The 25784-nt window shown below is 32.6% G+C and carries 22 protein-coding genes; 15 read left to right on the top strand and 7 right to left on the bottom strand.

The genetic code is table 11. The features are described 5' to 3' along the window. Positions 1-108: 108 nt before the first annotated feature. The 12 genes from FHR24_RS11090 to FHR24_RS11035 all read left to right on the top strand — a co-directional run bounded on the left by FHR24_RS11090 (position 109) and on the right by FHR24_RS11035 (position 16790). The gene (locus FHR24_RS11090) at positions 109-2433 is read left to right on the top strand and encodes a polysaccharide lyase 6 family protein (RefSeq protein WP_167188490.1); all 2325 of its coding nucleotides are present in this window, start codon (positions 109-111) and stop codon (positions 2431-2433) included. A 22-nt stretch (positions 2434-2455) separates the two neighbouring features. Continuing rightward, the gene (locus FHR24_RS11085; protein WP_167188487.1) at positions 2456-4711 is read left to right on the top strand and encodes a heparinase II/III domain-containing protein; all 2256 of its coding nucleotides are present in this window, start codon (positions 2456-2458) and stop codon (positions 4709-4711) included. 9 nt (positions 4712-4720) lie between these two features. Next, positions 4721-5071 (top strand): cupin domain-containing protein, encoded by a 351-nt coding sequence (locus FHR24_RS11080; protein WP_167188484.1) that lies wholly within the window; start codon positions 4721-4723, stop codon positions 5069-5071. A 455-nt stretch (positions 5072-5526) separates the two neighbouring features. Beyond that, positions 5527-8697 carry a SusC/RagA family TonB-linked outer membrane protein gene (locus FHR24_RS11075; RefSeq protein ID WP_167188481.1) on the top strand — a complete coding sequence of 1057 codons (3171 nt, stop codon included), beginning with the start codon at positions 5527-5529 and terminating at the stop codon, positions 8695-8697. 19 nt (positions 8698-8716) lie between these two features. Then, a complete protein-coding gene (locus FHR24_RS11070; RefSeq protein ID WP_167188478.1) occupies positions 8717-10147 on the top strand; it encodes a RagB/SusD family nutrient uptake outer membrane protein in 1431 nt (476 codons plus the stop codon). 32 nt (positions 10148-10179) lie between these two features. Further along, entirely contained in the window at positions 10180-11112 is a 933-nt protein-coding gene (locus FHR24_RS11065) for a PKD domain-containing protein (protein ID WP_167188474.1), read from the top strand. 22 nt (positions 11113-11134) lie between these two features. Further along, positions 11135-12049 carry a polysaccharide lyase family 7 protein gene (locus FHR24_RS11060; protein WP_167188471.1) on the top strand — a complete coding sequence of 305 codons (915 nt, stop codon included), beginning with the start codon at positions 11135-11137 and terminating at the stop codon, positions 12047-12049. Positions 12050-12060: 11 nt separating this feature from the next. Continuing rightward, a complete protein-coding gene (locus tag FHR24_RS11055) occupies positions 12061-12969 on the top strand; it encodes a polysaccharide lyase family 7 protein (RefSeq protein ID WP_167188468.1) in 909 nt (302 codons plus the stop codon). 75 nt (positions 12970-13044) lie between these two features. After that, positions 13045-13752, top strand: coding sequence for a FadR/GntR family transcriptional regulator (locus tag FHR24_RS11050; protein ID WP_167188465.1), 708 nt, complete (start codon positions 13045-13047; stop codon positions 13750-13752). Positions 13753-13961: 209 nt separating this feature from the next. Continuing rightward, positions 13962-15236: an MFS transporter gene (locus FHR24_RS11045; protein WP_167188462.1), complete on the top strand. Its 1275-nt coding sequence runs from the start codon at positions 13962-13964 to the stop codon at positions 15234-15236. A gap of 23 nt (positions 15237-15259) precedes the next feature. Continuing rightward, on the top strand, positions 15260-16021 hold the full coding sequence (locus FHR24_RS11040) for an SDR family NAD(P)-dependent oxidoreductase (RefSeq protein WP_167188459.1): 762 nt from the start codon (positions 15260-15262) through the stop codon (positions 16019-16021). Positions 16022-16037: 16 nt separating this feature from the next. After that, positions 16038-16790, top strand: a complete 753-nt coding sequence (locus tag FHR24_RS11035) for an SDR family NAD(P)-dependent oxidoreductase (protein WP_167188455.1) — start codon at positions 16038-16040, stop codon at positions 16788-16790. A 90-nt stretch (positions 16791-16880) separates the two neighbouring features. Here the strand turns inward: FHR24_RS11035 and fbp are convergent, their stop codons facing one another. Together fbp and FHR24_RS11025 are read right to left on the bottom strand one after the other, a co-directional pair. Continuing rightward, positions 16881-17891: a class 1 fructose-bisphosphatase gene (fbp, locus tag FHR24_RS11030; RefSeq protein WP_167188452.1), complete on the bottom strand. Its 1011-nt coding sequence runs from the start codon at positions 17889-17891 to the stop codon at positions 16881-16883. 169 nt (positions 17892-18060) lie between these two features. Next, on the bottom strand, positions 18061-19170 hold the full coding sequence (locus tag FHR24_RS11025) for a M42 family metallopeptidase (RefSeq protein WP_167188449.1): 1110 nt from the start codon (positions 19168-19170) through the stop codon (positions 18061-18063). Between the two features lie 102 nt (positions 19171-19272). Between FHR24_RS11025 and FHR24_RS11020 the strand changes: the two genes are divergently transcribed. The 3 genes from FHR24_RS11020 to FHR24_RS11010 all read left to right on the top strand — a co-directional run bounded on the left by FHR24_RS11020 (position 19273) and on the right by FHR24_RS11010 (position 21316). Next, a complete protein-coding gene (locus FHR24_RS11020; protein ID WP_167188447.1) occupies positions 19273-19959 on the top strand; it encodes a DUF4294 domain-containing protein in 687 nt (228 codons plus the stop codon). Between the two features lie 71 nt (positions 19960-20030). After that, positions 20031-20411: an START-like domain-containing protein gene (locus tag FHR24_RS11015; RefSeq protein ID WP_208412340.1), complete on the top strand. Its 381-nt coding sequence runs from the start codon at positions 20031-20033 to the stop codon at positions 20409-20411. A gap of 86 nt (positions 20412-20497) precedes the next feature. After that, positions 20498-21316: an aminotransferase class IV gene (locus FHR24_RS11010; RefSeq protein WP_167188444.1), complete on the top strand. Its 819-nt coding sequence runs from the start codon at positions 20498-20500 to the stop codon at positions 21314-21316. On the opposite strand, the gene FHR24_RS11005 is transcribed toward FHR24_RS11010, so the two are convergent. From FHR24_RS11005 to FHR24_RS10985, 5 genes are all read right to left on the bottom strand, one after another. Continuing rightward, a complete protein-coding gene (locus FHR24_RS11005; RefSeq protein ID WP_167188440.1) occupies positions 21303-21860 on the bottom strand; it encodes a YqgE/AlgH family protein in 558 nt (185 codons plus the stop codon). The genes FHR24_RS11010 and FHR24_RS11005 overlap by 14 nt on opposite strands. Before the next feature lie 93 nt (positions 21861-21953). Next, a complete protein-coding gene (locus tag FHR24_RS11000) occupies positions 21954-22226 on the bottom strand; it encodes an HU family DNA-binding protein (protein ID WP_167188437.1) in 273 nt (90 codons plus the stop codon). 163 nt (positions 22227-22389) lie between these two features. After that, positions 22390-23334, bottom strand: coding sequence for a methionyl-tRNA formyltransferase (gene fmt, locus FHR24_RS10995; protein WP_167188434.1), 945 nt, complete (start codon positions 23332-23334; stop codon positions 22390-22392). Beyond that, entirely contained in the window at positions 23331-25223 is a 1893-nt protein-coding gene (locus FHR24_RS10990) for a RecQ family ATP-dependent DNA helicase (protein ID WP_167188431.1), read from the bottom strand. Before FHR24_RS10990 ends, fmt begins: the two co-directional genes overlap by 4 nt. Next, the gene (locus FHR24_RS10985; RefSeq protein WP_167188428.1) at positions 25216-25752 is read right to left on the bottom strand and encodes an AAA family ATPase; all 537 of its coding nucleotides are present in this window, start codon (positions 25750-25752) and stop codon (positions 25216-25218) included. The genes FHR24_RS10990 and FHR24_RS10985 overlap by 8 nt, the downstream gene beginning before the upstream one ends. Positions 25753-25784: the final 32 nt, after the last annotated feature.

Genomic DNA, 25784 nt, shown 5'->3' with positions numbered 1-25784 from the left:
TTTGGTGTTTTATTAGGATTTTCTCATAAATTACAGGATAATATTTTTTTTAATCAAAGTAAATAAATATATTTGGTAAACCAATTTGGTAAACCAATTAATCTTGTTATGTATAAAATTAAATATTTTTTAGTATCAGTTAGTTTATTGTTGCTAGCATGTAAGTCAGAAAAATCAAATTCTATAAATGCCGTAAGCACTGTAGAGGCATTTCATCAAAAAGTTGCAAATGCTAAACCTGGTGATGAAATTGTATTGGCTAATGGAGTTTGGAACAATGCAGAATTGTTGTTTGAGGCGAACGGTACAGCAGAAAATCCAATTGTTTTAAAAGCAGAAGAAAACGGAAAAGTAACCTTAGAGGGGAATTCTAATTTAAGAATTGCAGGAAGTTATTTAGTGGTAAAAGGATTGGTTTTTAAAAACGGATTTACACCTACAACAGAGGTAATATCTTTTAGAAAAGACAGCAAAACATTGGCTAACAATTGTAGATTAACAGAATGTGTAATTGATAGTTATAACAATCCTGAAAGACACGATACCGAAACTTGGCTGGCTTTGTACGGGAAAAATAACAGAGTAGATCACAATCATTTACAAGGGAAAAACACAAAAGGTGTAACCATGATTGTGCGTTTAAATAGCAAAGAGAGTCAAGAAAACAACCATAAAATAGATCATAATTATTTTGGGCCTAGAGCGGTTTTAGGAGCTAACGGAGGAGAAACCTTACGTATTGGGACAAGTCATTACTCGTTAACCAACTCCAAAACAGTAGTAGAAAATAATTATTTTGATAGATGTAATGGAGAGCATGAAAATATTTCTAACAAATCTTGTCAGAATATATACAGAAACAATGTTTTTTATGAGTGTAGAGGTACCTTAACCATGAGACATGGTAACGAAACTTGGGTAGAAGGAAATGTGTTTGTTGGTAATGGAAAAGCTTGTACAGGTGGAATTAGAGTAATTAACGGACAACAAACTGTTGTGAATAATTATGCTGTTGGTTTAACAGGAAATAGATTTAGAGGAGCGTTTGTGATTATGAACGGAGTGCCTAACTCTAAAATAAATCGTTACCACCAAGTAAAAGATGCTAGAGTGGCAAACAACACGTTTATCAATTGTGACAATGTACAATTGTGTGCAGGTAGCGATGCAGAAAGAAGTGCCGTTCCAAAAAATTCGGTGGTTTTAAACAATATTTTTTACAACGAACATAAAGACGATGTATTTACAGCTTATGATGATATTAGTGGAATTTCATTCACAAACAACATCCTTAGTCCAAATATTAAACCTGTAAGCAAAAGCGGTTTTAGAAAAGAAAAATTAGCATTAACTAAAAATAAATTAGGTCTTTTGGTTCCAACAGACACTACATTAAATGTAGGAGCAACTATTAAAGAAATGGTTTCTAAAGCAGAAACAGGAGTTTCTTGGTATCCTAAAAAGGACAAAGAGGTTGCTTTTTCATCAGGAAAAACAATTAAGGTAAAAGGAGGGTTAAACACATTAATAGAAGCTACTATAAATAGTAAGGCTGGTGATGTGCTAGAATTGGATGAAAACGAAACGTATGTTGTTAGTAAGGTTGTGTCTATAAAACATCCTATTACGGTAACGTCTTCTGGAGCTAAAAAACCTTTGCTTTTATTTGAAAAAAAGAATTTATTCCAAATAGAAAATAACGGAGCTTTAAAGTTACAAGGGTTAAAAATTGATGGAAAAAAATCTCCAGACGATACCGGTAATGCTGTTATTTCTACCAGTAAATATTCTATGAATACCAATTACAAATTGTTGGTTGATGCTTGTGATTTTGTAAATCTAGACATTAATTATGCTTTTGATGCGATTAAAGTTTACAAAAACACCTTTGCAGATACCATTAGTATTACCAACTCTAAATTTAACAATGTAACGGGTTCTGTAATGGCTTTAGATAAAGAGATTGATGACATTGGAATTTACAATGCAGAATATGTAATTCTAAAAAACAACTTATACAAAAATGTAGGTTGTACAGTTTTAAATCTTTACAGAGGAGGAACAGATGAAAGTACGTACGGTCCTTTTTTAGAGTTAGAAAATTCAGTTTTTGACAATGTAGGAAACAACAAAAGAAACAAAGCTAAATCTGCGATAACTTTATATGGAGTACAAAAAGCACAGCTAAAAAACAATATATTTAAGAATAGTAAAGGAATAGATATGTACTTGGTGGTAGGAGAGCCTGTGGTAGAAGTTTATAACAATAACTTTTACAAATCTGGGGACTTAACCATTACGGGGGATCAAAAATACAAGGTGAAAAACATATGGAAATTAGATCCTAAATTTACAGAAGATTATGCCTTGTCATCAACATCAGCATTAAAAAATAAGGGAACAGATCATAAAGATTTAGGAATTACTAAGTAATTAATAGATAAAATCAATAAGTATGAAATTGAAGTACAACATAATTTTAATGCTAGTTTTTATCAGCTTTTTAGGAGTACAAAACCTAAAAGCTCAAGAACATCCTAGTTTAATTTTAACAAAATCTGGAGTTCAAAAAATTAGAAAAGAACTAGGGAATGTACCTCTTTTTGATAAAACGGTAGCTTTGGTAAAAGCGGAGGTGGATGCGGAAATTGAGCTGGGAATAGATACACCTATTCCTAAAGATTACTCTGGAGGATACACACATGAAAAACACAAAAGAAACTTTTTAATGTTGCAAAAAGCAGGAGTTTTGTTTCAGGTTTTGCAAGATGAAAAATATGCCATTTATGTAAGAGATATGTTGTTTCAGTATGAAAAAATGTACAAAGACTTACCACCGCATCCGCAAACAAGATCTTATGCTAGAGGAAAATTATTTTGGCAATGTTTAAATGATTCTAATTGGTTGGTATATGTGAGTCAAGCATATGATTGTGTATACGATTGGTTGTCTAAAAAAGAACGCAAAAAATTAGAAAAGAATTTATTAAGACCTTTTGCGGATTATATTTCTGTAGAAAATCCACAGTTTTTTAATAGAGTGCACAACCATAGTACTTGGGGAAATGCAGCTGTAGGAATGTTAGGTTTGGTTATGAATGACAAAGAATTAATCAGCCGAGCTTTGTACGGAATTAAAGACGATGGATTGGCTATAGGAGCCAAAGATAATGATGGTGGTTTTATAAAAACGGTAGGACAAAAAGCAGGTTTTTTAGCCAATATAGACGAACCTTTTTCTCCTGATGGCTATTACACAGAAGGTCCCTATTACCAACGTTATGCCATGTATCCGTTTTTGGTTTTTGCAGAAGCCTTGGCCAATGTAAAGCCAGATTTAAAAATATTTGAGTACAAAAATAAAGTGTTGCTTAATTCTGTAAATGCACTTTTAAATTTAACCAATGCCAAAGGAGAATTCTTTCCTTTGAATGATGGACAAAAAGGAATGTCTTATTATTCTAGAGAGTTGGTTACAGCAGTAGATGTTGCTTATTATTACGGAGGATTAAACCCACAATTATTAAGTATTGCCCAAAAACAAAACAAAGTTGTCTTAAGTGATGCAGGTTTAGAAACCGCAATGGCTATTAGAGATCATAAGGCAGTTCATTTTAAAAAAAAATCTATCAATTTATCAGATGGACCTGATGGACAACAAGGTGGGGTTGGAGTGTTACGATCCGGAAATGAAGATCTAACATTGGTGTTTAAGTACTCTGCTCAAGGTTCTAGTCACGGACATTATGATAAGCTTTCTTATTCATTATACGAAAAAGGAACTGAGATTATTCAAGATTATGGATTGGCAAGATTTGTAAATATTGAACAAAAAGGAGGAGGAAATTATTTAAAAGAAAACAAGACTTGGGCAAAACAAAGTATTGCACACAATACCATTACCCAAAACGAAACATCTCACTTTAACGGTAAATATGAAATAGGAAGCAAGCATCATTCAGATTTAGTTTTTTATGAAGATACAAATCCTAATTTGCAAATAATAAGTGCCAAGGAATCTAACGCATATTCAAACACGTTATTACAAAGAACCATGGCTATTGTTAAAGTACTTGGTATAGCAAAACCTTTGGTGATTGATGTGATGAAGGTGGTTTCTAAAGAAAAAAATCAATATGATTTACCTGTTTATTTTAAAGGACAAATCATCAGTACCAATTTTAAATACAACCTACCCCAAGTATTAAAACCTTTAGGAGCTAAAAATGGATATCAACATCTTTGGTTAGAAGGAACAGGAAAACCAAGCTCTTATAACAGTAAAGTATCTTTTTTAAACCAAAGTAAGTTTTATACTATTACGGCTACTACAAACAACAATGATGAATTATTGTTTACAAGAATTGGAGCTAATGATTCTGAATTTAATTTAAGAAGAGATGCTGGGTTTATGATCAGAAGAAAAAATACAGCATCAACTACTTTTGCTTCTATTATAGAACCGCACGGAAGCTATAGTTATGTGTCAGAATTTTCGGTAGATTCTAAAAGTCATGTGTCAGATTTAGAAGTGATTGCAGATTCAGAAGCTTATACAGCTATAAGTTTTAAGGTGAAAAATGAAGCTACTAATTTGTTGATTATTGCCAACCAAAAAACAAGTAAAGAAACAGAACACACATTAAAAATTAAGGATAAGACTTACCATTGGCAAGGAGCTTATCATTACAAACAAACACAAACTAAATAAAAAATAATCATGGAATCATTTGGAGCAAGTAAAGAGTTTTTATTCGATAGCGAAACAGCGTGGGAATCTGTAGGAAACGGAGTTCAACGTCAAATTATGGGATACGATGATCGTATTATGTTGGTAAAAGCAAAATTTGAAACAGGAGGAATTGGTCAAATGCATGAGCACCACCATTCACAGGTAACCTATGTGGTAGATGGAGCTTTTGAGTTGACCATTGGAGAGACTACTAAAATGGTAAAAGGAGGAGATTCTTTTTACATTCCACCACACGTAATGCACGGAGCTATATGCAAAGAAGCAGGTTTGTTAATAGATGTTTTTAGTCCTATTAGAGAAGATTTTATGAAATCTTAAATCAATGTAGTTATACTTTTTTATTAAAAAAAGACAATGTAAAATAGCACATACCTACCGGTATGTGTTTTTTTTTGGTTTTTTCGTAATAAATCACATTATTAGTTGTTAATAATGTTTTAATTCTATATATTTGGTAAACCAAACTGGTAAACCAATTGAAGCTAAGCCTATTTCTAATCTTAAAAATTAATGAATTATATATGAAATAAATTTTTGGAATAAAAAAAAGGATGGGTGCACGCCCATCCTTTAAAAGGGAAATTACTTCATTCTCAAGGGAAGTAAGATCTAAAGTATGCAAACAGTAGTTTAACACACTTTTACAAAAGTAATCATTTTTATTAATGTGTGGTGTGTTAAATGGGGAGAGAAGAAATAGCAATTAAAAATTGAAGGTATCATCTCAAGCAAAGCCCCAAAAATTATGATTAATTAACTTAATACTAACACAAATGGAACTAAAGAAAATTTTAACACTAACAGCCCTATTGGTTTTTAATATTGCTGTTTTTGCTCAAGAGCAGTTTAATCTGACAGGAATTGTTTTGTCTAGTACAGACGGTGTGCCAATACCTGGAGCTACGGTGGTTATAAAAGGATCTTCTAAAGGAACTATTTCAGATTTTGACGGTAATTATCAATTAAACGTTAAAAAGGGAGATGTTTTAGAGATTTCTTTTATTGGTTACGAAACGAAAACGATTTCGGTAGGAGATGATATAAAAATAACAACACAATTAGATGAGAGTTCAGCTCAATTAGATGAGATTGTAATTGTGGGTTATGGTACTCAAAAAAAATCACACTTAACAGGGGCAATTTCAAAAGTATCTAACGAAAAATTAGATCAAATAGCAGTGTCTAGGGTAGATGATGCTTTAATCGGTCAAGTATCCGGGGTAAACATTCAAGCTACAGATGGAGAAGCAGGAGCAGCTCCAACCATTAATATTCGTGGTGTAGGTTCTATGTCTGGAGACTCTACTCCTTTAGTAGTGGTAGATGGTGTAATCGTAGATTCAGACTTTTTAGGATCTTTAAACATGAACGATGTGGCTTCTTTTGAAATTTTAAAAGATGCAGCTTCTTCTTCTATTTATGGTTCTAAAGGTTCTAACGGTGTAATTATGATTACCATGAAAGATGGTGTTGTGGGGAAAACAAAAATTAGTTACAACTCATACATTGGTTTCAAAGAAGCTAGAAAGAGTGATAAATACGAATTTTCTATAGCAGAAACTGCAGCAGCAGAAACTGCATATTACCAAGCTTTAGAAGCTAATGATCCTGCAGCCTTTGCAGCATTAGGACACAGAGCAGAAAATGGAGGAGTTTATCTTTCTGACAGAACAAAGTACAAGCAGTTAGTGGGGGTTGACCGTTCTTGGCAAGATGTTATTTTTGATGGAGGAACCATTAAAAGTCACTCTTTATCTGTTAGAGGTGGTAACAAAAAAACAAAATATGCAACCAGTATCAACTATTCTGATGATGAAGGAGTCTTGTTAACAGACAACTTTAAAAGATATGGTTTAAGATTAAAAGTAGATAGTAAATTAAACGATCAGTTTTCTGTGGGGGTAAATTTAAGTCCATCATTTACAAAAAGAAGACGTTTTGATGGTTCTACACACGATATTTTAAGACAAACCAATTGGTTGCCAGTGTATCATGATGATAACACAATTCAGTATGTAGACAGAGGAGTATATCCTGATGTGCAAATTGGAGATTATGCATTCCAACGTCATTTTGACAATTATGATTTGTATGGAGACGGAAGCACGTTGGTAGATATTAGTAATACATCTAATGCCAACCCTGCTGCTAAAATTTTAGAGCGTGAACGTACAGATGATAAATTTAAAATGTTTGGTAGCGTTTACGGAAGCTATAATATTTTAAAAGGATTGAACTTTAAGACTACGTTATCAGGTTCTTATCAAGATACAAAACGTGCCAGATGGCAAGGAACAGAGTCTAACAGAAACGGGGCTTCTGCAGCTCAAATGAATGAGATTTCTCAGAGAGAATTGTACCTTATTTCTGATAACTTTTTTAACTACAATACAACAATTGATGAGGCTCACGAAATTGGAGCAACTGCCGGTGTGGTGGTAGAATCTAGAAACTTTTCTTTCTCTTCTATTTCAGGAACAGGATATACCAATGATTTGGTAAAAGAAATTACGAACGCTTCTATTATTAGTGGAGCAGATGCTTTTGAATGGCAAAAAAGAGGAATCTCTTACGTGTCTAGATTCAATTATGCATATGATGATAAGTACTTAGCTTCTTTTAGCTTTAGACGTGATGGTAGTTCAATCTTTGGATCAGAATACAAGTTTGGTAACTTTCCAGCGGCTTCTGTAGGATGGAATATCTCTAATGAAGATTTTATGGAGGATAACAACATCATCAACAGATTAAAAGTAAGAACTAGTTATGGGGTTACAGGTAACGACCGTTTAAATACAGGTAGTGTAGATCCAGATGTAAGTAGTAGTACAAGTAGTTTAAGTACAGGTAATGTGTTGGTAGATTACTATCCTTCTTTAGCGTTGTTACAAGCAAACACTGCGGTTGTAGATGGTGCTATTACTACAGGTTTTGCTCCATTAAACATTGCAAACCCTGAATTAAAGTGGGAGCGTTTGGTAGAAATTAACCCAGGAATTGATTTTGGATTGTTAAACAACAGAATTACAGGATCTATTGACTGGTACCAAAGAACAAGTGACCAATTATTATTAAACAACCCAGTATCTTATACCACTGGTTTTGAAAGTGCTTTGGTAAACTTAGGAGAGGTTAAAAACGAAGGTTGGGAATTTGAATTAAGAACTAAAAATGTTTCTACAGAAAAGTTTAGTTGGAATTCAACATTAATTGCAACAACAAACAAAAACACTTTAGTAGACTTTGCTGATTCAGATGGTCAAATATCTAGTGTAGATTCTAAAAGAGCTGCTGAATGGATCAACTTAGAAGGACAACCTATTTCAACTTTTTACGGATGGGTAGTAGATAAAGATATTCCGCAAGAATATTTAGCAAATCCATTCCATCCTATTGGAGGAGAAGCTCAAGATGTATATGTAAAAGATTTAAATGGTGATGGTATTATTGATGATGAAGATAAAGCTGCATTAGGAGATCCATATCCAGAATTGGTTTGGAGTATTACCAACGAGTTTAAAGTAGGACAAGTAGATTTAAGTTTTATGATTCAAGGATCACATGGTGCAGAAATCAGAAACATGGGAGATCAATATATTTTTAACCAGTTTAACAGTGCACAAGATTTTATAGCAAGCACTCCAGATCAAGAGTTCATCAAACAAAAAATATTTACAGATGATATTATTCAAGATGCTTCTTACTTAGCATTACGTAACGTAAATATTGGATATAATTTTCCAAAAGATTTCTTATCAAAGTATAAAATTGAAGGGTTAAGAGTATATGCAACAGGTCAAAACTTAGTATATCTAACTGCTGATAATTATACAGGATTCAATCCAGAATCTATTGATAGAACAAGTCCAACAAACTATGGTTACCAAAGAGCAGGTTCTCCAATTTACAGAACAATTTCTTTCGGTTTAAATCTAGATTTCTAAAACTTAAAAAACTTATATCATGAAAAAAATAAAATTAATATTATCGCTTATTATAGGAGGTGCATTGGCTTCTTGTAGTAGTGATTACTTAGAACTAAAACCTACGGCAGGAATTACTGCAGATGCATACTTTAACAATGCTAGCGAGGTAGAAACAGGACTAATTGGTATATATGATGCAATTCAGGGAAACAATAGTACAGATCCAGATGACAATCACGGAATTATGTATGAGTACTATTTAACAGAAATGCGTAGTGATAATACCAGAACTAAAAGTCAAGAAGGAGAAGCATCTCAGTTTGAATTTTATACAGTAGAAGCTACCAATGGTATTGTTAAAGATTATTACGCTAGTTTTTACAACGTAATTTATAGAGCTAACATTGTTTTAGAAAACTTAGAGGTAGTAGCAGATGAAACAACTAAGACTGCCTATGAAGCCGAAGCGAAGTTTTTAAGAGCCTATGCATATTTTAATTTGGTAAGATTATTTGGAGACATTCCATTAATTGATAGAGTAATTACTCCGTTAGAAACAGAAATGCAATACACAAGGGTTGCTTCAGGTACTGTTTATGAATTAATTGTAAGTGATTTAACAACGGCAGTAGAAGGATTAGATAACAGTTATAAAACAAGAGCATCTAAAGCTGCAGCTCAAACATTGTTGGCAAAAGTATATTTAACACAAGAAGAAAAAAAGTATACAGAAGCACAATTGTTATTAGAAGATGTAATGACTAGTGGATATTCTTTAATGCCAAACTTTAATGATGTTTTTTACCAAGAGCAAAACGCTGAAATTATTTTTGCAATCGGTTACAACACTACAAGTGATGACAGTCAAAACTTTTCTGCAGAATGGATGAATGGTGTAGGTAGAACTTCTGGAGTTAACTATGTAACTGCAGATGCGGTTGCTGTTTTAGATGCTTCAGGAGGAGATAGAACTCAATATTCTTACAGAATTGATCCAAGTCAGACGACACAAAACCAGGTAATTAAATATTTGCCTAATGGTGAAGATGGAGCAGCAGATGGAAAAACCTTTGTATTAGATGCCACTTTAGCAGGAAACGATTGGGTTGTTTTACGTTATGCAGATGTATTGTTACTACATGCAGAAGCTATTATGGCTGGAGGAACGGATACTTCTAATGCAAATGCTTTAGATTCTTTTAACGAAGTTAGAAATCGTGCAGGATTGGCAGATGATGCTGATGGTACGATTACAAAAGATGAATTGTTATTAGAAAGAAGAGTAGAGTTGGCTTTTGAAAATCATAGATTTTTTGATTTGGTAAGATTAGAAAGAGCAGAGGCAGTGTTTTCAGCATTTTCAGCAACCAATGGTTTAGGATATTCATCATCAGATTTATTACTACCAATTCCTCAAAGAGAAATTAACTTAAGTAATGGGCTTATGAAACAAAATCCAATTAACTAAGGAAAAGGTTTAACCAATTAAAAAAAGAAATCATGAACAAAATAAATAAATTTAAAAGTCGTATTTCAGTTTCTCTATTGGGACTAATGGTGTTAACAGTGTTGTCTGTTATATCCTGTGATACAGAATACGATTTACCAGAAGCAAATTCAAAAGAGGATACAACTCCTCCCTCTGCAGGTTTTTCTGCATCAGTAACAGAAGATTATTTAACGTATACATTTGCCAATTCGTCTACCAGTGCAACAGAATACACTTGGGATTATGGAGATGGAAACACATCTGCAGGAGTGGATGGAGAAAATACATTCCCTGATGAAGGAACGTATACAGTAACTTTAACGGCATCAGATAAATTGGGAGCAACAAGCACAACTTCTGTTGTGGTTGAAGTTGTAGAACCAGAAACTCCTGCAGCAATAACTCCAGATGTTGTTAATGGTGATATGGATGAAAGTTCTCCTAGAACAGGATGGGGATGGACTACTTTTACAGACGGAGATACTTATCCATTTGGTAGTACAGGTGATGGGTCTACTTTACTGTATTCTGGAGAAGAAAATGCTGATGGGAATACTGGTGGAGCTAAATTTACCAAAGGAACTTCTGGTGGAATATACAGAAGTACTAAGAGTAGATATGGTGGACAAGCAATTACAGTTTCTGCCAACCGTGAGTACGTGTTAGAATATGAGTATGCTATTAAAAATGATGACGATCTTAATACAGGAGCTAAAATAGTGGTAGAAATATTAGATGGTCATTTTGAAGACGGTAAAGATGCTGTAGACACAGCTCCAAGAATTATTACTAATGAGGGAACTAAACTAGAGGGTAAAGGAAACTTTACCAAAGTAACTCAAAACTTTACAGCCAACGCTACCGGTAATGTTATGATCCTTTTCTGGGGAGAAACACAACAAGATGCTTATTTAGACAATGTAAAAGTTTATCCCGTAGAATAAATAAAAGAGAATTCTAAAAGAGATGAGGTATTTAAAAGAAATTAGTACAGTTTTAGTATGTATGTTCTTTTCTGTAAATGCTACTTGCCAAACAAAGGCAAGTAGTGTTACAGAAACCGAAACAAGTGTTGAGGTGAAAAAGAAGAAAAAGAAACGTAAAAAATACAAGTTGTCAAAAATTGATTTAAGCCATTGGAGTGTAACCACACCAGAATTAAATCACAAAGGAAAAGCAACCAATATAGAACCACCAGAAATTTTAGAGTATGCTACAGACAAAAGGTTAATTCCGTACATGTATAACGATTCTATTAAAGGAGGTTTGGTTTTTTATGCGTATCCAAGTAATGCTACTACGGCAAACACCAAATACTCTAGGTCGGAACTTAGAGAGCAGATGGTTCCAGGAGATAACAATACCAACTGGACTTTTAAGCAAGGAGGAACTATGAAAGGAGTTCTTAAAGTTGATAAAATATCCAAAGACAGTGAAGGGAAATATCACAAGGTAATTATTATGCAAATTCACGGTCGTTTAACCAACGAGCAAAGAGATTTAATTGGGCAAAAAGACAATAATGCTCCACCAATTTTAAAAATATATTGGCACAAAGGAAAAATTAGAGTAAAAACCAAAGTGCTTAAAAATTTAGAAGCAACAGGAACAGAACTATTGCACGAAGATGCTTGGGGAGATGATGACGGGTATACATTTGATCAAAAAGTAGGGCATAAAAAATTTACATTAGAAGTAAAAGTGTCTGAAGGAAAAATGGTAATCGTATTAAATGGTTATGATTACAAGGTCTACGAAGATATTCATATGGAAAAGTGGGGAGTTTTTGAAAACTATTTTAAAGCAGGAAACTACTTTCAATCAAGAGACGAAGGAGCTTATGCAAAAGTTAAGTATTACAAATTAGAAGTAAGTCACTAAAACAATCAACAATGAACATTAAAATTCTTTACAAATGGATTTTTATAAGTTTTCTATTCAGTTTTACAAATTGTAATTCAGAATCAGAAGTAGACTTACCTATCGTAAAAGAAGAACCAAATATAGAGGAGAAAGAGAATGATGAAGAAGAAACTCCAGCAGAATACAAAATACCCAACATAGATTTAAGTCATTGGAAAGTTACTTTGCCTATAGGAAAACCAACAGAAGTAAGTCCACCAGAAATTTTAGAATACGGAACAAATCAAACCTTAAAACCGTTTATGTATAACGATTCTATTAACGGAAGTTTGGTTTTTTACACCTATCCTGGGAGTACCACAGCAAATACATCTTACTCTAGAACAGAATTAAGAGAGCAAATGGTTTCTGGTAGTAATAGTACCAATTGGACATTTAAACAAGGTGGATATTTAAAAGGAAAATTAGCAGTTACGGATATTAGTAAAGATGATGAGGGTGATTATCATAGAACAATCATCATGCAAATTCACGGAAGATTAACCAATGAGCAGCGTGATTTAATTGGTCAAAAAGACAACAATGCACCTCCTGTGTTAAAAATTTATTGGCACAAAGGGTATGTAAGAATAAAAACAAAAATTTTAAAAGATGTAAATGCATCAGATACAGAAATTTTAGAAACTGATGCCTGGGGAGATGATGAGGGTTACAACTTTCCGGAATATGTAGGTTTTGATAAGTTTACTTTAGAGGTAAAAGTATCAGAAGGAAAAATGGAAGTAATTATGAACGGGAAATCTAAAGTTTACAAAGATATTCACATGCAAAGATGGGGAGTTTTTGAAAACTATTTTAAAGCAGGTAACTACTTAACTACACTAGATAATTGGGCAGGTGCAAAAGTGGAATATTATCAATTAATTGTTGAACATTAATTAGGTTTTAACTATAAATATTTCATATATTTATACTGACCAGATTGGTTAACCAATTTTTTAAAATGTGAATCTATGAAGTTAGAAGTATTGTTAAAAGGAGATCACCAAACTACTCAAAATCAGATTATAGCCAAGTTAAGAGATTTAATAAATCTTAAAAACTTAGAACCAGGAGACAAATTGCCTTCAGAAAGAATGTTGTCTGAAAAGTTTGAAGTGAGCAGAAGTAATATAAGAGAAGCTATACAGTTGTTAGAATTTTATGGTTTGTTAAAATCTAAACCACAAAGTGGAACTTTTGTTGCAGACATTGGCCAAGTAGCTATGAATGGAATGATTGACGATATTTTAGCTTTGGGAGATCCAGACTTTAGAGCTTTGGTAGAAACCAGAATTTTATTTGAACTAAAAACAGTGAGATTGGCTGCTCAAAGAAGATCTGAAGCAGATTTAGAGAGTATTAAAAATGCTTTAGAAGCTTATAAAGAAAAGGTGCTGAATTGTGAAAATGCAGTACAAGAAGATTTGTTGTTTCATTTAGCAATTGCTAAAGCTAGCGGTAACAGTACCATGAACACATTTATGTTAATGATTACTCCAAAAATCATTACAGATTTTGAAAAGTATCACGTATGTGATAAGGGGCAGGCTCAAAAAGGAATTACAGAACATCAGGAAATTTTTGAAGCCATCCAAAAACAAGATACACAGCTGGCTAAAGAAAAAATGAAAATTCATTTTGGAGCCTTGTATCAATATTGTTACAACACAAAAGAATAAACGATACGATTGCACGGTCGTGTTTAGATATAAATAAAAGGGAAATTAAATAAGAACATCATTTTTAAGGCTGTAGTACACCCATAGCGTTGTCACTTTTTAATCAGTTATTAGAACAGTAAAAAATCAAGTCATTTTTTCTGAATAGGATTTTCTTGCCAAAAAATAAAAAGAATCAAAATAAATATTTCACTAATAATCATGTAGTTATGAAAGTTAAAGGATTAAGATGGTGGGTAATAATGCTAATATGTTTGGCAACCGTTATCAATTATATAGACAGAACAGCATTTGGGGTCATGTGGCCAGAAATGGGAAAAGATTTAGGGTTAGATGAATCTGATTATGCAGTCATGTTAAACATTTTTATGGCGACATATGCGTTGGGTAAATTCTTATCAGGAAAGTTGTATGATGAGATTGGAACTCGTTTAGGGTTTGTTGTTTCTATTGTAGTATGGTCATTATCATCTGTGTTACATGCCTTTGCAGGAGGATTGGTAAGTTTAACTGCTTTTAGAGCCTTTTTAGGATTGGGTGAAGCAGGGAATTGGCCAGGAGCTGTAAAAAGTAATGGAGAGTGGTTTCCTGTAAAACAACGTGCTATTGCTCAAGGTATTTTTAATGCAGGAGCTTCTTTAGGAAGTGTTATAGCTCCCGTTTTAATTGCCTATTTGTACAGTCACTTTGGGTGGAGAACTACTTTTATTATTATTGGAGCAATAGGATTGTTATGGGTAATTCCGTGGTTGTTTGTAAACAAATCAAACCCAGAGGTACACCCTTGGATTACGGATGAGGAACGAGCTTTAATTCTAAAAGATAGAATTGTACCTGTAGAAGAACCAGGAAAAAAACAAAAAGGATTGTCGGTCCTTCAAATATTAAGTCATAAGGAGTCTTGGGGAGTTTTAACGGCAAGATTGTTTATAGAACCTATTTGGTGGTTGTTTGTAGGTTGGATGCCGTTGTATTTAAATTCAGAATTTGGATTTAGTATTGAGGAAATTGGAGCCACTATTTGGATTTCTTACCTAGGAGGTATGGCGGGTAGTATTGTTGGAGGATGGTACTCTGGAAAACTAATGGAAACAAAATCTGTAGATGTTGCTAGAAAAACAACCATTACCATTGGAGGAGCTTTGATCTTTTTAGGATTGTTAGGGATTATATTTTTGGTAAACGAGAACAATCCAATGACATTTATATACATAGTTGCGGTAGTCTTATTTGGATTCCAATTCGCGATAGGTAATATACAAACTATATCAAGTGATTTGTTTAGTGGTAAATCCGTAGGAACCTTAGCAGGCTTAGCAGGAACTGTGGCAGCAATATCCGTAATAATAATGAATACATTAATACCGTTAATAGCATCGGTATCTTACACACCTGCTTTTATTGTAATAGCAATATTAGCACCACTTGCAGTAGGATCCATCTATGTGTTAATCAAAAAAATAGAACCAGTAAGAATTAATTAATAAATGCACAAAATTTAAACAAAATGGAATTAAAAGGGAAAATAGCAGTAATTACCGGAGCTACCGGTGGAATTGGATTTGAAGTAGCAAAGAGATTAGGTAAAGACGGGTATACCGTAATTTTAAATGGTATTGATGACAAAGCAGGAGCAGAAAGAATTCAAACTTTAACAGAAGCTGGAGTTACAGCTGAATATTATGGATTTGATGTAACGGATGAAGAGCAGGTAACATCAAATATTAATAAAATAGGAGAAAAATATGGTAGAATTGATGTACTAGTAAACAATGCTGGTGGATTAGGTGGTAGGTCTAGATTTGAAGAAATGACGACCGAGTTTTATAGGTCGGTAATGGCTTTAAATTTAGATTCAACTTTTTTTGCATCTAGAGCAGCAATCCCTTTTCTTAAAAAAGGAGAAAATGCAACGATTATAAACTATACCTCTAATGCAGGTTGGAATGCGGGAGGACCAGGAGCTGGAATTTATGGAACTTCTAAAGCAGGAGTACATGCCATTACAAGAGCATTGGCTAAAGATTTAGCAGAGTACGGAATTAGAGTAAATGCAGTGTCGCCAGGAACTATTGATACTCCTTTTCATGCACAAATTAAATCTACTAAACCAGAAGTATTTGCTTCTTGGAAAAACAATATTATGTTGGGTAGGTTAGGACAACCAGAAGAAGTCGCTTCTGTTGTTTCCTTCTTGGCAAGTGATGATGCTGCTTTTATTACAGCAGAAACAATTCAAATTGGAGGAGGACAAGCTTTAGGAATCTAAACAGAAATAAAAAGGAATGAAGTTAAAAGGCAAGGTAGCTGTTGTAACTGGAGGAGCAAGAGATATTGGTAGAGCTGTATCTTTAAAGTTAGCCAAAGAAGGAGCTAAAGTTGTGGTGAATTATTGTAATAATTACGACGATGCAGTAATAACAGCAAAGCTAATTCAAAAACTAAATGGAGAGGTAATTATTGTTCAAGGAGATGTTACCAAATTAACTGATATTAACAATTTAGCAGTTAAAACTATAGCTGCTTTTGGAGATAAAGTTGATATTTTGGTAAATGTAGCTGGAGGTTTTTTTGGAAGGAAAAAGATTGATGAAATTGACGAAGAATTTTACCATTTGTTAATGGATGTAAATTTTAAATCTTGTGTTTTTATGACTCAAGCTTTTAAGCCTTATTTAGTAAGTGGTGCTTCTATTGTAAACTTTGCTTCACAAGCAGGTAGAGATGGTGGTGGTCCCGGAGCTTCTATATATGCAGCATCCAAAGGAGCAGTAGCTACATTTACACGCTCTATGGCTAAAGAATTAGGAAGCTTGGGAATTAGAGTAAACGCTGTAAATCCAGGCATGATTGCAACAAAATTTCACGATGATTTTACGAAAAATGAAGTTCGTAAAAAAGTCGCTGCAGCAACTCCATTAGAAAGAGAAGGAAGTGCTAATGAGGTAGCAGATTTGGTGAGTTACTTGGTGTCGGAACAAGCCTCTTTTTTAACAGGAAATGATATTGATATTAACGGAGGTTTGGCCTTTAGTTAATCGTATTTTAAGTAAGTTAAGTTGTTTTTAAAAAGTAAATAGCCTAAGATTGATTTCTTAGGCTATTTCTGTTTTGTATAATAAGAATTGTTAAGAAGAGTATTCTTTCATAAACTCCTCAGCTTTGTTTACCATATTTGTACTACCACAAATAAAGGGAACTCTTTGGTGTAGTTCGGTGGGTTTTATGTCTAAAATTCTAGTAAAACCATCACTGGCTTTTCCGTTTGCTTGTTCTGCTAAAAAGGCCATTGGATTACATTCATATAACAAACGTAATTTACCTTTAGGGTTTTTGGTGCTTTTAGGATACATATAAATTCCGCCTTTAATCATGTTTCTATGAAAATCAGAAGCTAAAGAACCAATGTATCTACTTGTATAGGGTCTGTCATCTTCTATTTGTTGACAGTATTTAATGTATTTTTTAATTCCATCAGGGAACTCTAAATAGTTTCCTTCGTTTACAGAATAAATGTTTCCATCTACAGGAAATTCCATATCTGAATGAGATAAATAAAATGAACCAATAGCAGGGTTTAAAGTAAAACCATTAACACCGTGACCGGTAGAATACACCAACATGGTTGAGGTTCCATAAATTACATATCCTGCTGCAACTTGGTGTTTTCCTTCTTGAAGAAAATCCTCTATTGTAACTGGAGTTCCAATAGGAGTTACTCTTCTGTAAATAGAAAAAATGGTTCCAACGGATACATTTACATCAATATTAGAAGATCCGTCTAAAGGATCTATTAGTACAATGTATTTATTTTGATGATCGTTGTTAATGCTATTGATTGCAACAAAATCATCTTCTTCTTCACTAGCAATACCACAAACAATATTTCGGTTAATTAAAGCTTGAATAAAAACATCGTTGGCATAAACATCTAGTTTTTGTTGGTCTTCTCCTTGAATGTTTGTGTCCCCTGCAGCTCCAATAATGTCTACAAGACCTGCTTTGTTAACTTCGTGGTTTACAACTTTTGCTGCTAATCGGATAGAGTTTAATAAATTTGATAATTCCCCGCTTGAGTATTTAAATGAATGTTGGTTTTCAATAATAAATTCTCCTAATGTTTGATTTTTATTTGACATTGTTAAGATTAGTTAGATTTTATAAATATCGGTAAATTTTAATTTACTACAACGATTTCGTAACTGTTTTTTCCTTGTTTTTAGTGCTATTTATAAGAATTTAACAAAAAACAAAAAAAGGCCTGAAAAATAATTTTCAGGCCTTTGATAAAATTAAGTGTTTTTAAACTTAAATAGTATAACTTTTTTTGTCAAAATAGCTAAACTTATCTCCGGCTTTAATTTGTTTCACGGTTTCAAAAATTAATTTGATCACGTTTTCTACATCATTTCTATGTACCATTTCTACAGTAGTGTGCATGTATCTTAAAGGCAAAGAAATTAAGGCAGAAGGAACTCCTCCGTTGCTATAAGCAAAAGCATCAGTATCTGTACCTGTTGCTCTAGAAGATGCATGTCTTTGGAATGGGATATCATTTTTCTCAGCAGTACCAATAATCAACTCACGTACGTTGTGTTGAATGGCAGGAGCGTAAGAAATTACAGGTCCATTACCAATTTTACTATCTCCTTCTTCAGATTTTTTAATCATAGGAGTTGTGGTGTCATGACAAACATCGGTAACAATTGCTACGTTAGGCTTAATAGTTTGTGTAATCATTTCTGCACCACGCAATCCTATTTCCTCTTGTACAGAGTTGGTTACGTACAATCCAAAAGGTAATTCTATGTTGTTTTCTTTTAATAAACGAGCAACTTCGGCAATCATAAAACCACCCATTCTGTTGTCTAGTGCTCTACAAACAAATTTATTTCCGTTTAATACTTCAAATGTATCTGGGTAAGTAATTACACAACCTACATGTACTCCCAAGTCTAACACTTCTTGTTTGGTATCGCAACCAACATCAATCGTAATATTTTCTATTTTAGGAGTGTCTTCCTCTTTTCCTTTTAAACGTGTGTGTATTGCTGGCCATCCAAAAACACCTTTTACAATTCCTTTTTTAGTGTGAATATTTACACGTTTTGATGGAGCAATAATATGGTCACTTCCTCCGTTTCTAATTACGTGGATTAATCCATTATCTGTAATGTAGTTTACATACCAAGAAATTTCATCAGAATGCCCTTCTATAACTACTTTGTACTCAGCCTTAGGATTGATAACACCCACGGCAGTTCCGTAAGCATCGGTAATAAATTCATCAACATATGGTTTTAAATAATCCATCCATATTTCTTGACCTTTGCTTTCGTATCCTGTTGGCGAAGCATTGTTTAAGTATTCTTCTAAAAAGTCTAAAGACTTTTGGTTTAAAATTGTATGTTCACTCATCATTTTTCATTTTATAATAAACTCAAAAGTACTATTTTGATTTTAGATGGAATGCATGTGAATTGTTGTTTTTAAGTAAGTTATTTATGTATTTTTGAATTCATGGATTTTAGGAAAAAGAAAAATGTATTTGTGGTTTTATTCTTTGTTTTTTTTCTGGGAAACGCTCAGCAAAAAGATTGGGAAAAATTAAAAGAACAGTACGATGATTATTATTTAATTACTGATCCCAATCAAGAAATTGAGTTGGATACATTGGTTTTGTTTCCTCCTCCTAAATTTAAATCATATTACGATAAAAGATATTATTTGTGGTTTAAAAAGAAAACCTATAGAGCGTATCCGTATGCCATTTTGGCTAAAGAAAAAATGACGATTTTAAACGACTCTGTTCAAAAAATAAAATCGAAAAGAAAACAAAAAAGATACATAAAAGATCAGCAAAAAATTTTTGAAAAACAATTTACAGAAAACATTAAAAAATTAACTAGAACAGAAGGTAGAATACTGATTAAATTAATACATAGGCTTACCGGATTAACCGTAAATGAACATGTGCAAGACAAACGCGGAGATTTTAAAGCTTTTTGGTATCGATTTTCGGCAAGTTTTTTTAAAATTGATTTAGATGCAGAGTATCATCCAGAAGAATTAATGGAAGATTATATGATAGAATCTATTTTGCAACAAGCGTTTACAAAAGGAGATTTAAGGGAAGAACCATCTGTTTTAGAAACTGCTAATATGGTCTATCCGAGTAGGGTAATTGAGATAGAAAAAAAGAAATAACTTTAAACCTCATTTTTTTTTTAATAACTAAAAAAATGCTACTTTGCCATCCATCAAAAATGAAGACGATCATGACTAAAGAAAAATTTCAGTTAGAGTTTCCTATACACGCATCACCATCAATGTTGTATCAATATTTTGCCACACCTTCTGGTTTAGGAGAGTGGTTTGCTGATAATGTTAACTCTAGAGGAGAAATGTTTACTTTTATTTGGGATGATAGTGAAGAGCAAGCAAAATTATTAGCTTCTAAAACAGATGATCGTGCTAAATTTCATTGGGTAGAAGATGAAGATGATGATGCTTATTTTGAATTTAAGATTCAGGTAGATGCCTTAACAAAAGATGTTTCTTTAATCATTACAGATTTTGCAGAAGAAGATGAAATTGATGAATCAAAAATGCTTTGGGAAAATCAAATAGCAGAATTAAAACATATAATTGGAGCTTAATTTTTAAGACTCTAAAATACTTTACAAAGCTTTGATGAAAATCAAGGCTTTTTTTATTGTAAATTTGCCACAAATTTTTAAAAAAGATGATCAATTACAACGGACAAATCATTTCGGAAAACAGCAATCAAATTAATTATAACAATAGAGGTTTTAAGTATGGAGATGCTCTTTTTGAAACTATAAAGGTAGAAGATGAAGCTGTTGTTTTTTGTGAGGATCATTATTTTAGATTAATGGCCTCTATGCGTATGTTGCGTATGGAAATTCCTATGGAACTAACATTAGAGTTTTTTGAAGCAGAAATTTTAAAAACAATTAATGCAAATTTAGGGACCGAGAATAGAGTGAAATTTACGGTGTTTAGAGATGCTGATGGTTTGTATGCACCTAATCAAAATAAAATAGCCTATGTTGTTGAGGTTAAAAAGGTAGATATACAGGTTAAAGAAAGTTATCAGGTAGATTTGTACAAGGATTTTATGATCAACCCTAATTTGTTATCAACGGTAAAAACAAATAACAAAATAACCAATGTATTGGCAAGTATATATGCCAAAGAAAACGAGTTAGATAATTGTGTTTTGCTAAACTCTAATAAAAATGTTGTGGAATTTACCAACGGAAATATTTTTCTAGTGAAAGGAAAGACAATTACAACTCCACCTTTGTCTGATGGTTGTGTAAAAGGAGTAATGCGTAAAAATATATTAGATGTGTTGGAAAAGAATACAGAATATGTTTTAGAAGAGTCGTCTATATCTCCATTTGCCATTCAAAAAGCAGATGAGGTTTTTTTAACCAATGTAATAGTTGGAATTCAGCCAATTACACAATATAGGAAGAAAACATTTAAAACAGAAACTGCGGGTAAACTTAAAGATTTATTAACTAATTTAAGCTAGGGTTTCCTGGTGCATTTGCCCAAATTTTATATTTTCCACCTAATTTCATAATATGGTCCTTCCATAAATTTGTATGAGCGGTGTTAAATATGTTTTTGTGTTTATTTTCTGATACCAACCAAGATTCGCTTTCCCATTCGTAATTTAGTTGTCCTTCTCCCCAGCCAGAATATCCTAAAAAGAATCTAATATCATCACTTTTTACCAATCCCTGGTTTAATAAATTAGAGAGTTGTGAAAAGTCTCCTCCCCAATAAATTCCATCTGTTACTTCTATACTATTGGGTAGTAGGTTAGGGATTTTATGTATAAAATATAAGTTGTCTTGTTCTACAGGTCCTCCCTGAAAAACTTTAAAGTCGCAATTTACTTCTGGAATTAAATCTTTTAAACTGTAGCCTAAGGGCTTATTCATTATAAATCCAATCGAGCTATCATGAGTGTGCTCTGTAAGTAAAATAATAGACCGATTAAAAGATACATCACCAAGTATAGATGGTTCTGCAATCAATAATCTTCCTTTAGATGGTTTTAAGCAGTTCATGTTAATTAGCATTTTTAATAAATCTAAGAAAAAAAAAGCACAAAAAAAACCCCTTTAAAATAAAGGGGTTTTTAAACAAAATAAATTTTGTTATTAGTTTACTGCATCAGATAAACCAGCACCTGGCTTAAACTTTACAATATTTTTCTCTGCAATTTGGATAGTAGCTCCAGTTTGAGGGTTTCTACCTTCTCTAGCTGGTCTTTTAGATACTGACCAAGTTCCCCATCCAATTAAAGAAACTTTTCCTCCGCTTTGTAATGTAGAAGTTACATTGTTTGTAACTGATTCTAATGCAGCTTTAGCAGCTGTTTTAGAAATACCTGCATCAGCAGCAATTGCATCGATTAAATCTGATTTGTTCATAACGGTTATTTTATTAAATTAAATAAGTTTATTTGAAAACAAATATATAAGGAATCTTGGGGTATGCAAGTCAGGAACCCTTAAAAACATTGAATTGTTAATAACTTTTACAATTTGTTAACAAACGAAACTGTAAAAGGTTGTTTTTTAAGACTCCTAGTATTTACTGCATGTTTGAGTTGTTTGCAATTTGATAACCATTTAATAGACTTGTACTGTCCATTGATTTTTTTCCTGCTAGTTTTATTTTATGGATTTGAATAAATCCATCTTGAGTAGCGGTTTTAATCGTTTTTTTATCGGTAATTACAGTTCCAGGTTTGTAATTGTGTGCTTCGTTTATAATTTCAGCATCATATATTTTTGCATTTATTTCTTCACCATCATTTATTAAGGTTGTCCAAGCAGCTGGGTATGGATTTAATCCACGAATAAGGTTGTATATAGTTTGGCTAGATTGATTCCAGTTAATTTTACAAGTATCTGTGTGAATTTTATAGGCTAGTTTGTTGCTGTGGGCTGCTTGCTTTTGTGTTGTAACTTTGTTAGTTTCTATTAACTGCAACGTTTCTATAACCAAATCACTCCCTAAATGCATTAATTTATCGTGTAACTCTCCTACGGTTTCTGTTGCCCCAATGGCTGTTTTGTTTTGCAGAATAATTTCTCCTGTATCTATTTTATCATCTAAAAAAAAGGTAGAAGTTCCTGTTTCGGTTTCACCATTAATAATAGCCCAGTTAATAGGGGCAGCTCCTCTATAGTCTGGCAATAAAGATGCGTGTAAATTAAACGTACCATATTCTGGTAAACTCCACACAGTAGCTGGTAACATTCTAAAGGCAACCACAATTTGTAAATTGGGTTGTAAAGCTTCTAATTCTGCTTGAAATTCTGGTGATTTTAAATTGGAAGGTTGTAAAACGGTTAGGTTATTTTCTACCGCATATTTTTTTACAGCAGATTGTTGTATTTTTCTACCTCTACCAGCTTGTTTGTCTGGAGCAGTAATAACTCCTACCACATTATAGTTGTGTTGTAATACTTTATCTAAAATGGTTACCGCAAAATCTGGGGTTCCCATAAATACAATTCTTAATTTGCTCATGTTAGTTGATAAAATTGTTGGTTTTGTATAATTTTATTTTCGTTAATTAACTCTGTTAAAAGGTATTTTAAAACCTGAGAATTAACTTTTATGTTGGTTAATAGTTCGTTAAACGTACAGGGTTTAGTCTTTAAGAGAGTTGCTATTTGATTGTTGAGTACTGAAGTAGAAACAGGATTGTTTTTCTGAATACAAATATCGCAAATACCACAGTCTTTAACGTAGGGTTGATTAAAGTAATTTAAAATAATATTATTTCTACATTCCTCCTGATTTTTAAAATAAGAAATACTGCTTTTGTGTTTGATCAATTCAATAGTATGCAATGCAGTAATGTCTTTTTCTACAGGATTTAAGGTGTTTTTGTCTTCTCTTGGAACTAAAAAAGTAAGCGTATGATTGTTTTGTTTTAGCTTAAGGTCTATAAAATTTAGCTGTTGTAAATAAGATAATTTTTTGTGAATTAAATGTATTGACAATCCTGTTTTAGATGCCAGTCTAGGGATGTTTAGTTTTTTAGAAACTTCAAACAAACCAGAATAGTTTCTTAAAACAGTATCAATTAGCTCTTTGTAACTAGTATGTTCGTTACAAAAATGCATTAATTGATAATGGCTGCATGTAATTTTAATATGAGTATCACTTTTGTGTTGCTCTTTGTAGTTAAGAATTTGATAATTATCTAAACGTCTTAAAGCTTTTTCGGTATTGTTAATATTTAGTTGATATCGTTGGCAAAATCCTTGTAAATCAAAGTCTAATTCTTCTTCGTTATGGTCTCCATAGGCAATTTGAAAATGTTGATTTAGTTTTAAATACACATCGTATACATGTTGAAACGTAATATTTGATTGTATTTGGTGGTCGAATTTTTTAAAATCGTTTTCTGATAAAATAACACATGAAAAAGATTTTTGTCCATCTCTACCTGCTCTACCTGCTTCTTGTAAATAATTTTCTAAGGTAGATGGAATTTCTAAATGAATTACCAAACGCACATTGCTCTTGTCTATTCCCATTCCAAAGGCATTGGTAGCAATCATAATGTGCTTTTCTTCACTATTCCAAGCATTAAAACTTTTGTCTTTTTCGGCAGTAGATAAACCTGCGTGATAATAAGTTGTTGGTAAACCTATACTGTTTAATCTATCTGAGAGTTCCTTAACCGCCAGTCTATTTTGTAAATAAACAATGGCAGTAACTTTTCTTTTACTTAATATTTTAGTTAGTAAATCAAATTTTTGAGGAGTTTCAAATAACTGATACGCTAAGTTTTCTCTAGAAAAAGAACCAATATGAAACTTTGGTTTTTTTAATTGAAGCAAACTAATAATTTGCTCTTGTGTTTTTTTTGTAGCAGTTGCTGTTACAGCTAAAAAAGGAATTTTGGATAGCATGTTTCTAATCAATCCTACCTTAATATACGAAGGTCTAAAATCGTGTCCCCATTGAGAAATACAATGAGCTTCATCTACGGCAATAAAAGAAATATTTAGTTGCTGTAGTTTTTCTTGTAAAATAGGTTGCGATAATCTTTCGGGAGATAGATATAAAAGTTTTATTTTTTTGATTTTAATATTGTCAAACAGTCTAACAATATCATCAATAGAACTGTTACTAGGGATAGAAATAGCTTCTATTCCTTTTTGTTTTAGTTGGTAAATTTGATCTTTGATTAATGCTGTTAATGGAGAAATAACCACACAGGTTCCCTCCATATATAGAGCCGGAATTTGATAACAGATAGACTTTCCTCCTCCTGTAGGTAAAATGGCTAAAGTGTCATTTCCGCTAATAATGTCTGTAATAATAGATTCTTGTAAAGGTCTAAAGGAGGTATGATTCCAATGTTTTTGGAGAATTTCCTTAAGTTTTACAGAATTAGGCATGGCATTTTTTTAAAATAAAATTTACTCTTTCTTGTGGAGTTCCAAAAGGCACTACAATAATATTTTCGTGGGTCTTTTTGTATTCGTCTACAATAGCAAAGTGCAGTTCCTTGGCTTCTTCAAAAGTCTCAAAACGTTCGCTATCTGTTGTGTAAATTTGCTCCCAAGGTGGAAATATAAAAATAGTATCGTAAGTGTATTTTTTATTAGATTGTTTAAAGGTTTCCTCATAAGCAATTCTATTTTTGTTTAAATAGGCAGTTATATCAGGTACTCCTCTGTCAAAAAAACAATGAGACTGATTGCTGTTACTTGCTTGTTGGTATTGAATAATTCGTTTTCCTAAAACAACTTTACTAAATAAAATAGGCTGAGATAAGAATAGTTTTTTAGACCCCATTCGCTCTGCTTCTTTAATAATCTCTCTAGATATTTCTTCTTGACAAAAGTAGCCTTTGCTGCGAAGTAAATTAATTACGGTAGATTTTCCAGTACCAGGAGCTCCTGTAAGTACTATTTTTTGTGGCATATATAAAAATAAATATTCGTACGAAGAAGTAA

The organism is Wenyingzhuangia heitensis, from assembly GCF_011762155.1.
GTDB lineage: Bacteria > Bacteroidota > Bacteroidia > Flavobacteriales > Flavobacteriaceae > Wenyingzhuangia > Wenyingzhuangia heitensis.
This window is presented reverse-complemented; position numbering and strand designations above follow the sequence as displayed.

Coding starts and splice junctions, on each gene's coding strand:
- FHR24_RS11010 (WP_167188444.1), top strand. CDS start 20,498: ATGATCAATTACAACGGACAAATCATTTCGGAAAACAGCAATCAAATT.
- FHR24_RS10985 (WP_167188428.1), bottom strand. CDS start 25,752: ATGCCACAAAAAATAGTACTTACAGGAGCTCCTGGTACTGGAAAATCT.
- fbp (WP_167188452.1), bottom strand. CDS start 17,891: ATGTCAAATAAAAATCAAACATTAGGAGAATTTATTATTGAAAACCAA.
- FHR24_RS11075 (WP_167188481.1), top strand. CDS start 5,527: ATGGAACTAAAGAAAATTTTAACACTAACAGCCCTATTGGTTTTTAAT.
- FHR24_RS11025 (WP_167188449.1), bottom strand. CDS start 19,170: ATGAGTGAACATACAATTTTAAACCAAAAGTCTTTAGACTTTTTAGAA.
- FHR24_RS11055 (WP_167188468.1), top strand. CDS start 12,061: ATGAACATTAAAATTCTTTACAAATGGATTTTTATAAGTTTTCTATTC.
- FHR24_RS11050 (WP_167188465.1), top strand. CDS start 13,045: ATGAAGTTAGAAGTATTGTTAAAAGGAGATCACCAAACTACTCAAAAT.
- fmt (WP_167188434.1), bottom strand. CDS start 23,334: ATGAGCAAATTAAGAATTGTATTTATGGGAACCCCAGATTTTGCGGTA.
- FHR24_RS11070 (WP_167188478.1), top strand. CDS start 8,717: ATGAAAAAAATAAAATTAATATTATCGCTTATTATAGGAGGTGCATTG.
- FHR24_RS11080 (WP_167188484.1), top strand. CDS start 4,721: ATGGAATCATTTGGAGCAAGTAAAGAGTTTTTATTCGATAGCGAAACA.
- FHR24_RS11065 (WP_167188474.1), top strand. CDS start 10,180: ATGAACAAAATAAATAAATTTAAAAGTCGTATTTCAGTTTCTCTATTG.
- FHR24_RS11035 (WP_167188455.1), top strand. CDS start 16,038: ATGAAGTTAAAAGGCAAGGTAGCTGTTGTAACTGGAGGAGCAAGAGAT.
- FHR24_RS11085 (WP_167188487.1), top strand. CDS start 2,456: ATGAAATTGAAGTACAACATAATTTTAATGCTAGTTTTTATCAGCTTT.
- FHR24_RS11000 (WP_167188437.1), bottom strand. CDS start 22,226: ATGAACAAATCAGATTTAATCGATGCAATTGCTGCTGATGCAGGTATT.
- FHR24_RS11090 (WP_167188490.1), top strand. CDS start 109: ATGTATAAAATTAAATATTTTTTAGTATCAGTTAGTTTATTGTTGCTA.
- FHR24_RS11040 (WP_167188459.1), top strand. CDS start 15,260: ATGGAATTAAAAGGGAAAATAGCAGTAATTACCGGAGCTACCGGTGGA.
- FHR24_RS11015 (WP_208412340.1), top strand. CDS start 20,031: ATGACTAAAGAAAAATTTCAGTTAGAGTTTCCTATACACGCATCACCA.
- FHR24_RS11020 (WP_167188447.1), top strand. CDS start 19,273: ATGGATTTTAGGAAAAAGAAAAATGTATTTGTGGTTTTATTCTTTGTT.
- FHR24_RS11045 (WP_167188462.1), top strand. CDS start 13,962: ATGAAAGTTAAAGGATTAAGATGGTGGGTAATAATGCTAATATGTTTG.
- FHR24_RS10990 (WP_167188431.1), bottom strand. CDS start 25,223: ATGCCTAATTCTGTAAAACTTAAGGAAATTCTCCAAAAACATTGGAAT.
- FHR24_RS11060 (WP_167188471.1), top strand. CDS start 11,135: ATGAGGTATTTAAAAGAAATTAGTACAGTTTTAGTATGTATGTTCTTT.
- FHR24_RS11005 (WP_167188440.1), bottom strand. CDS start 21,860: ATGAACTGCTTAAAACCATCTAAAGGAAGATTATTGATTGCAGAACCA.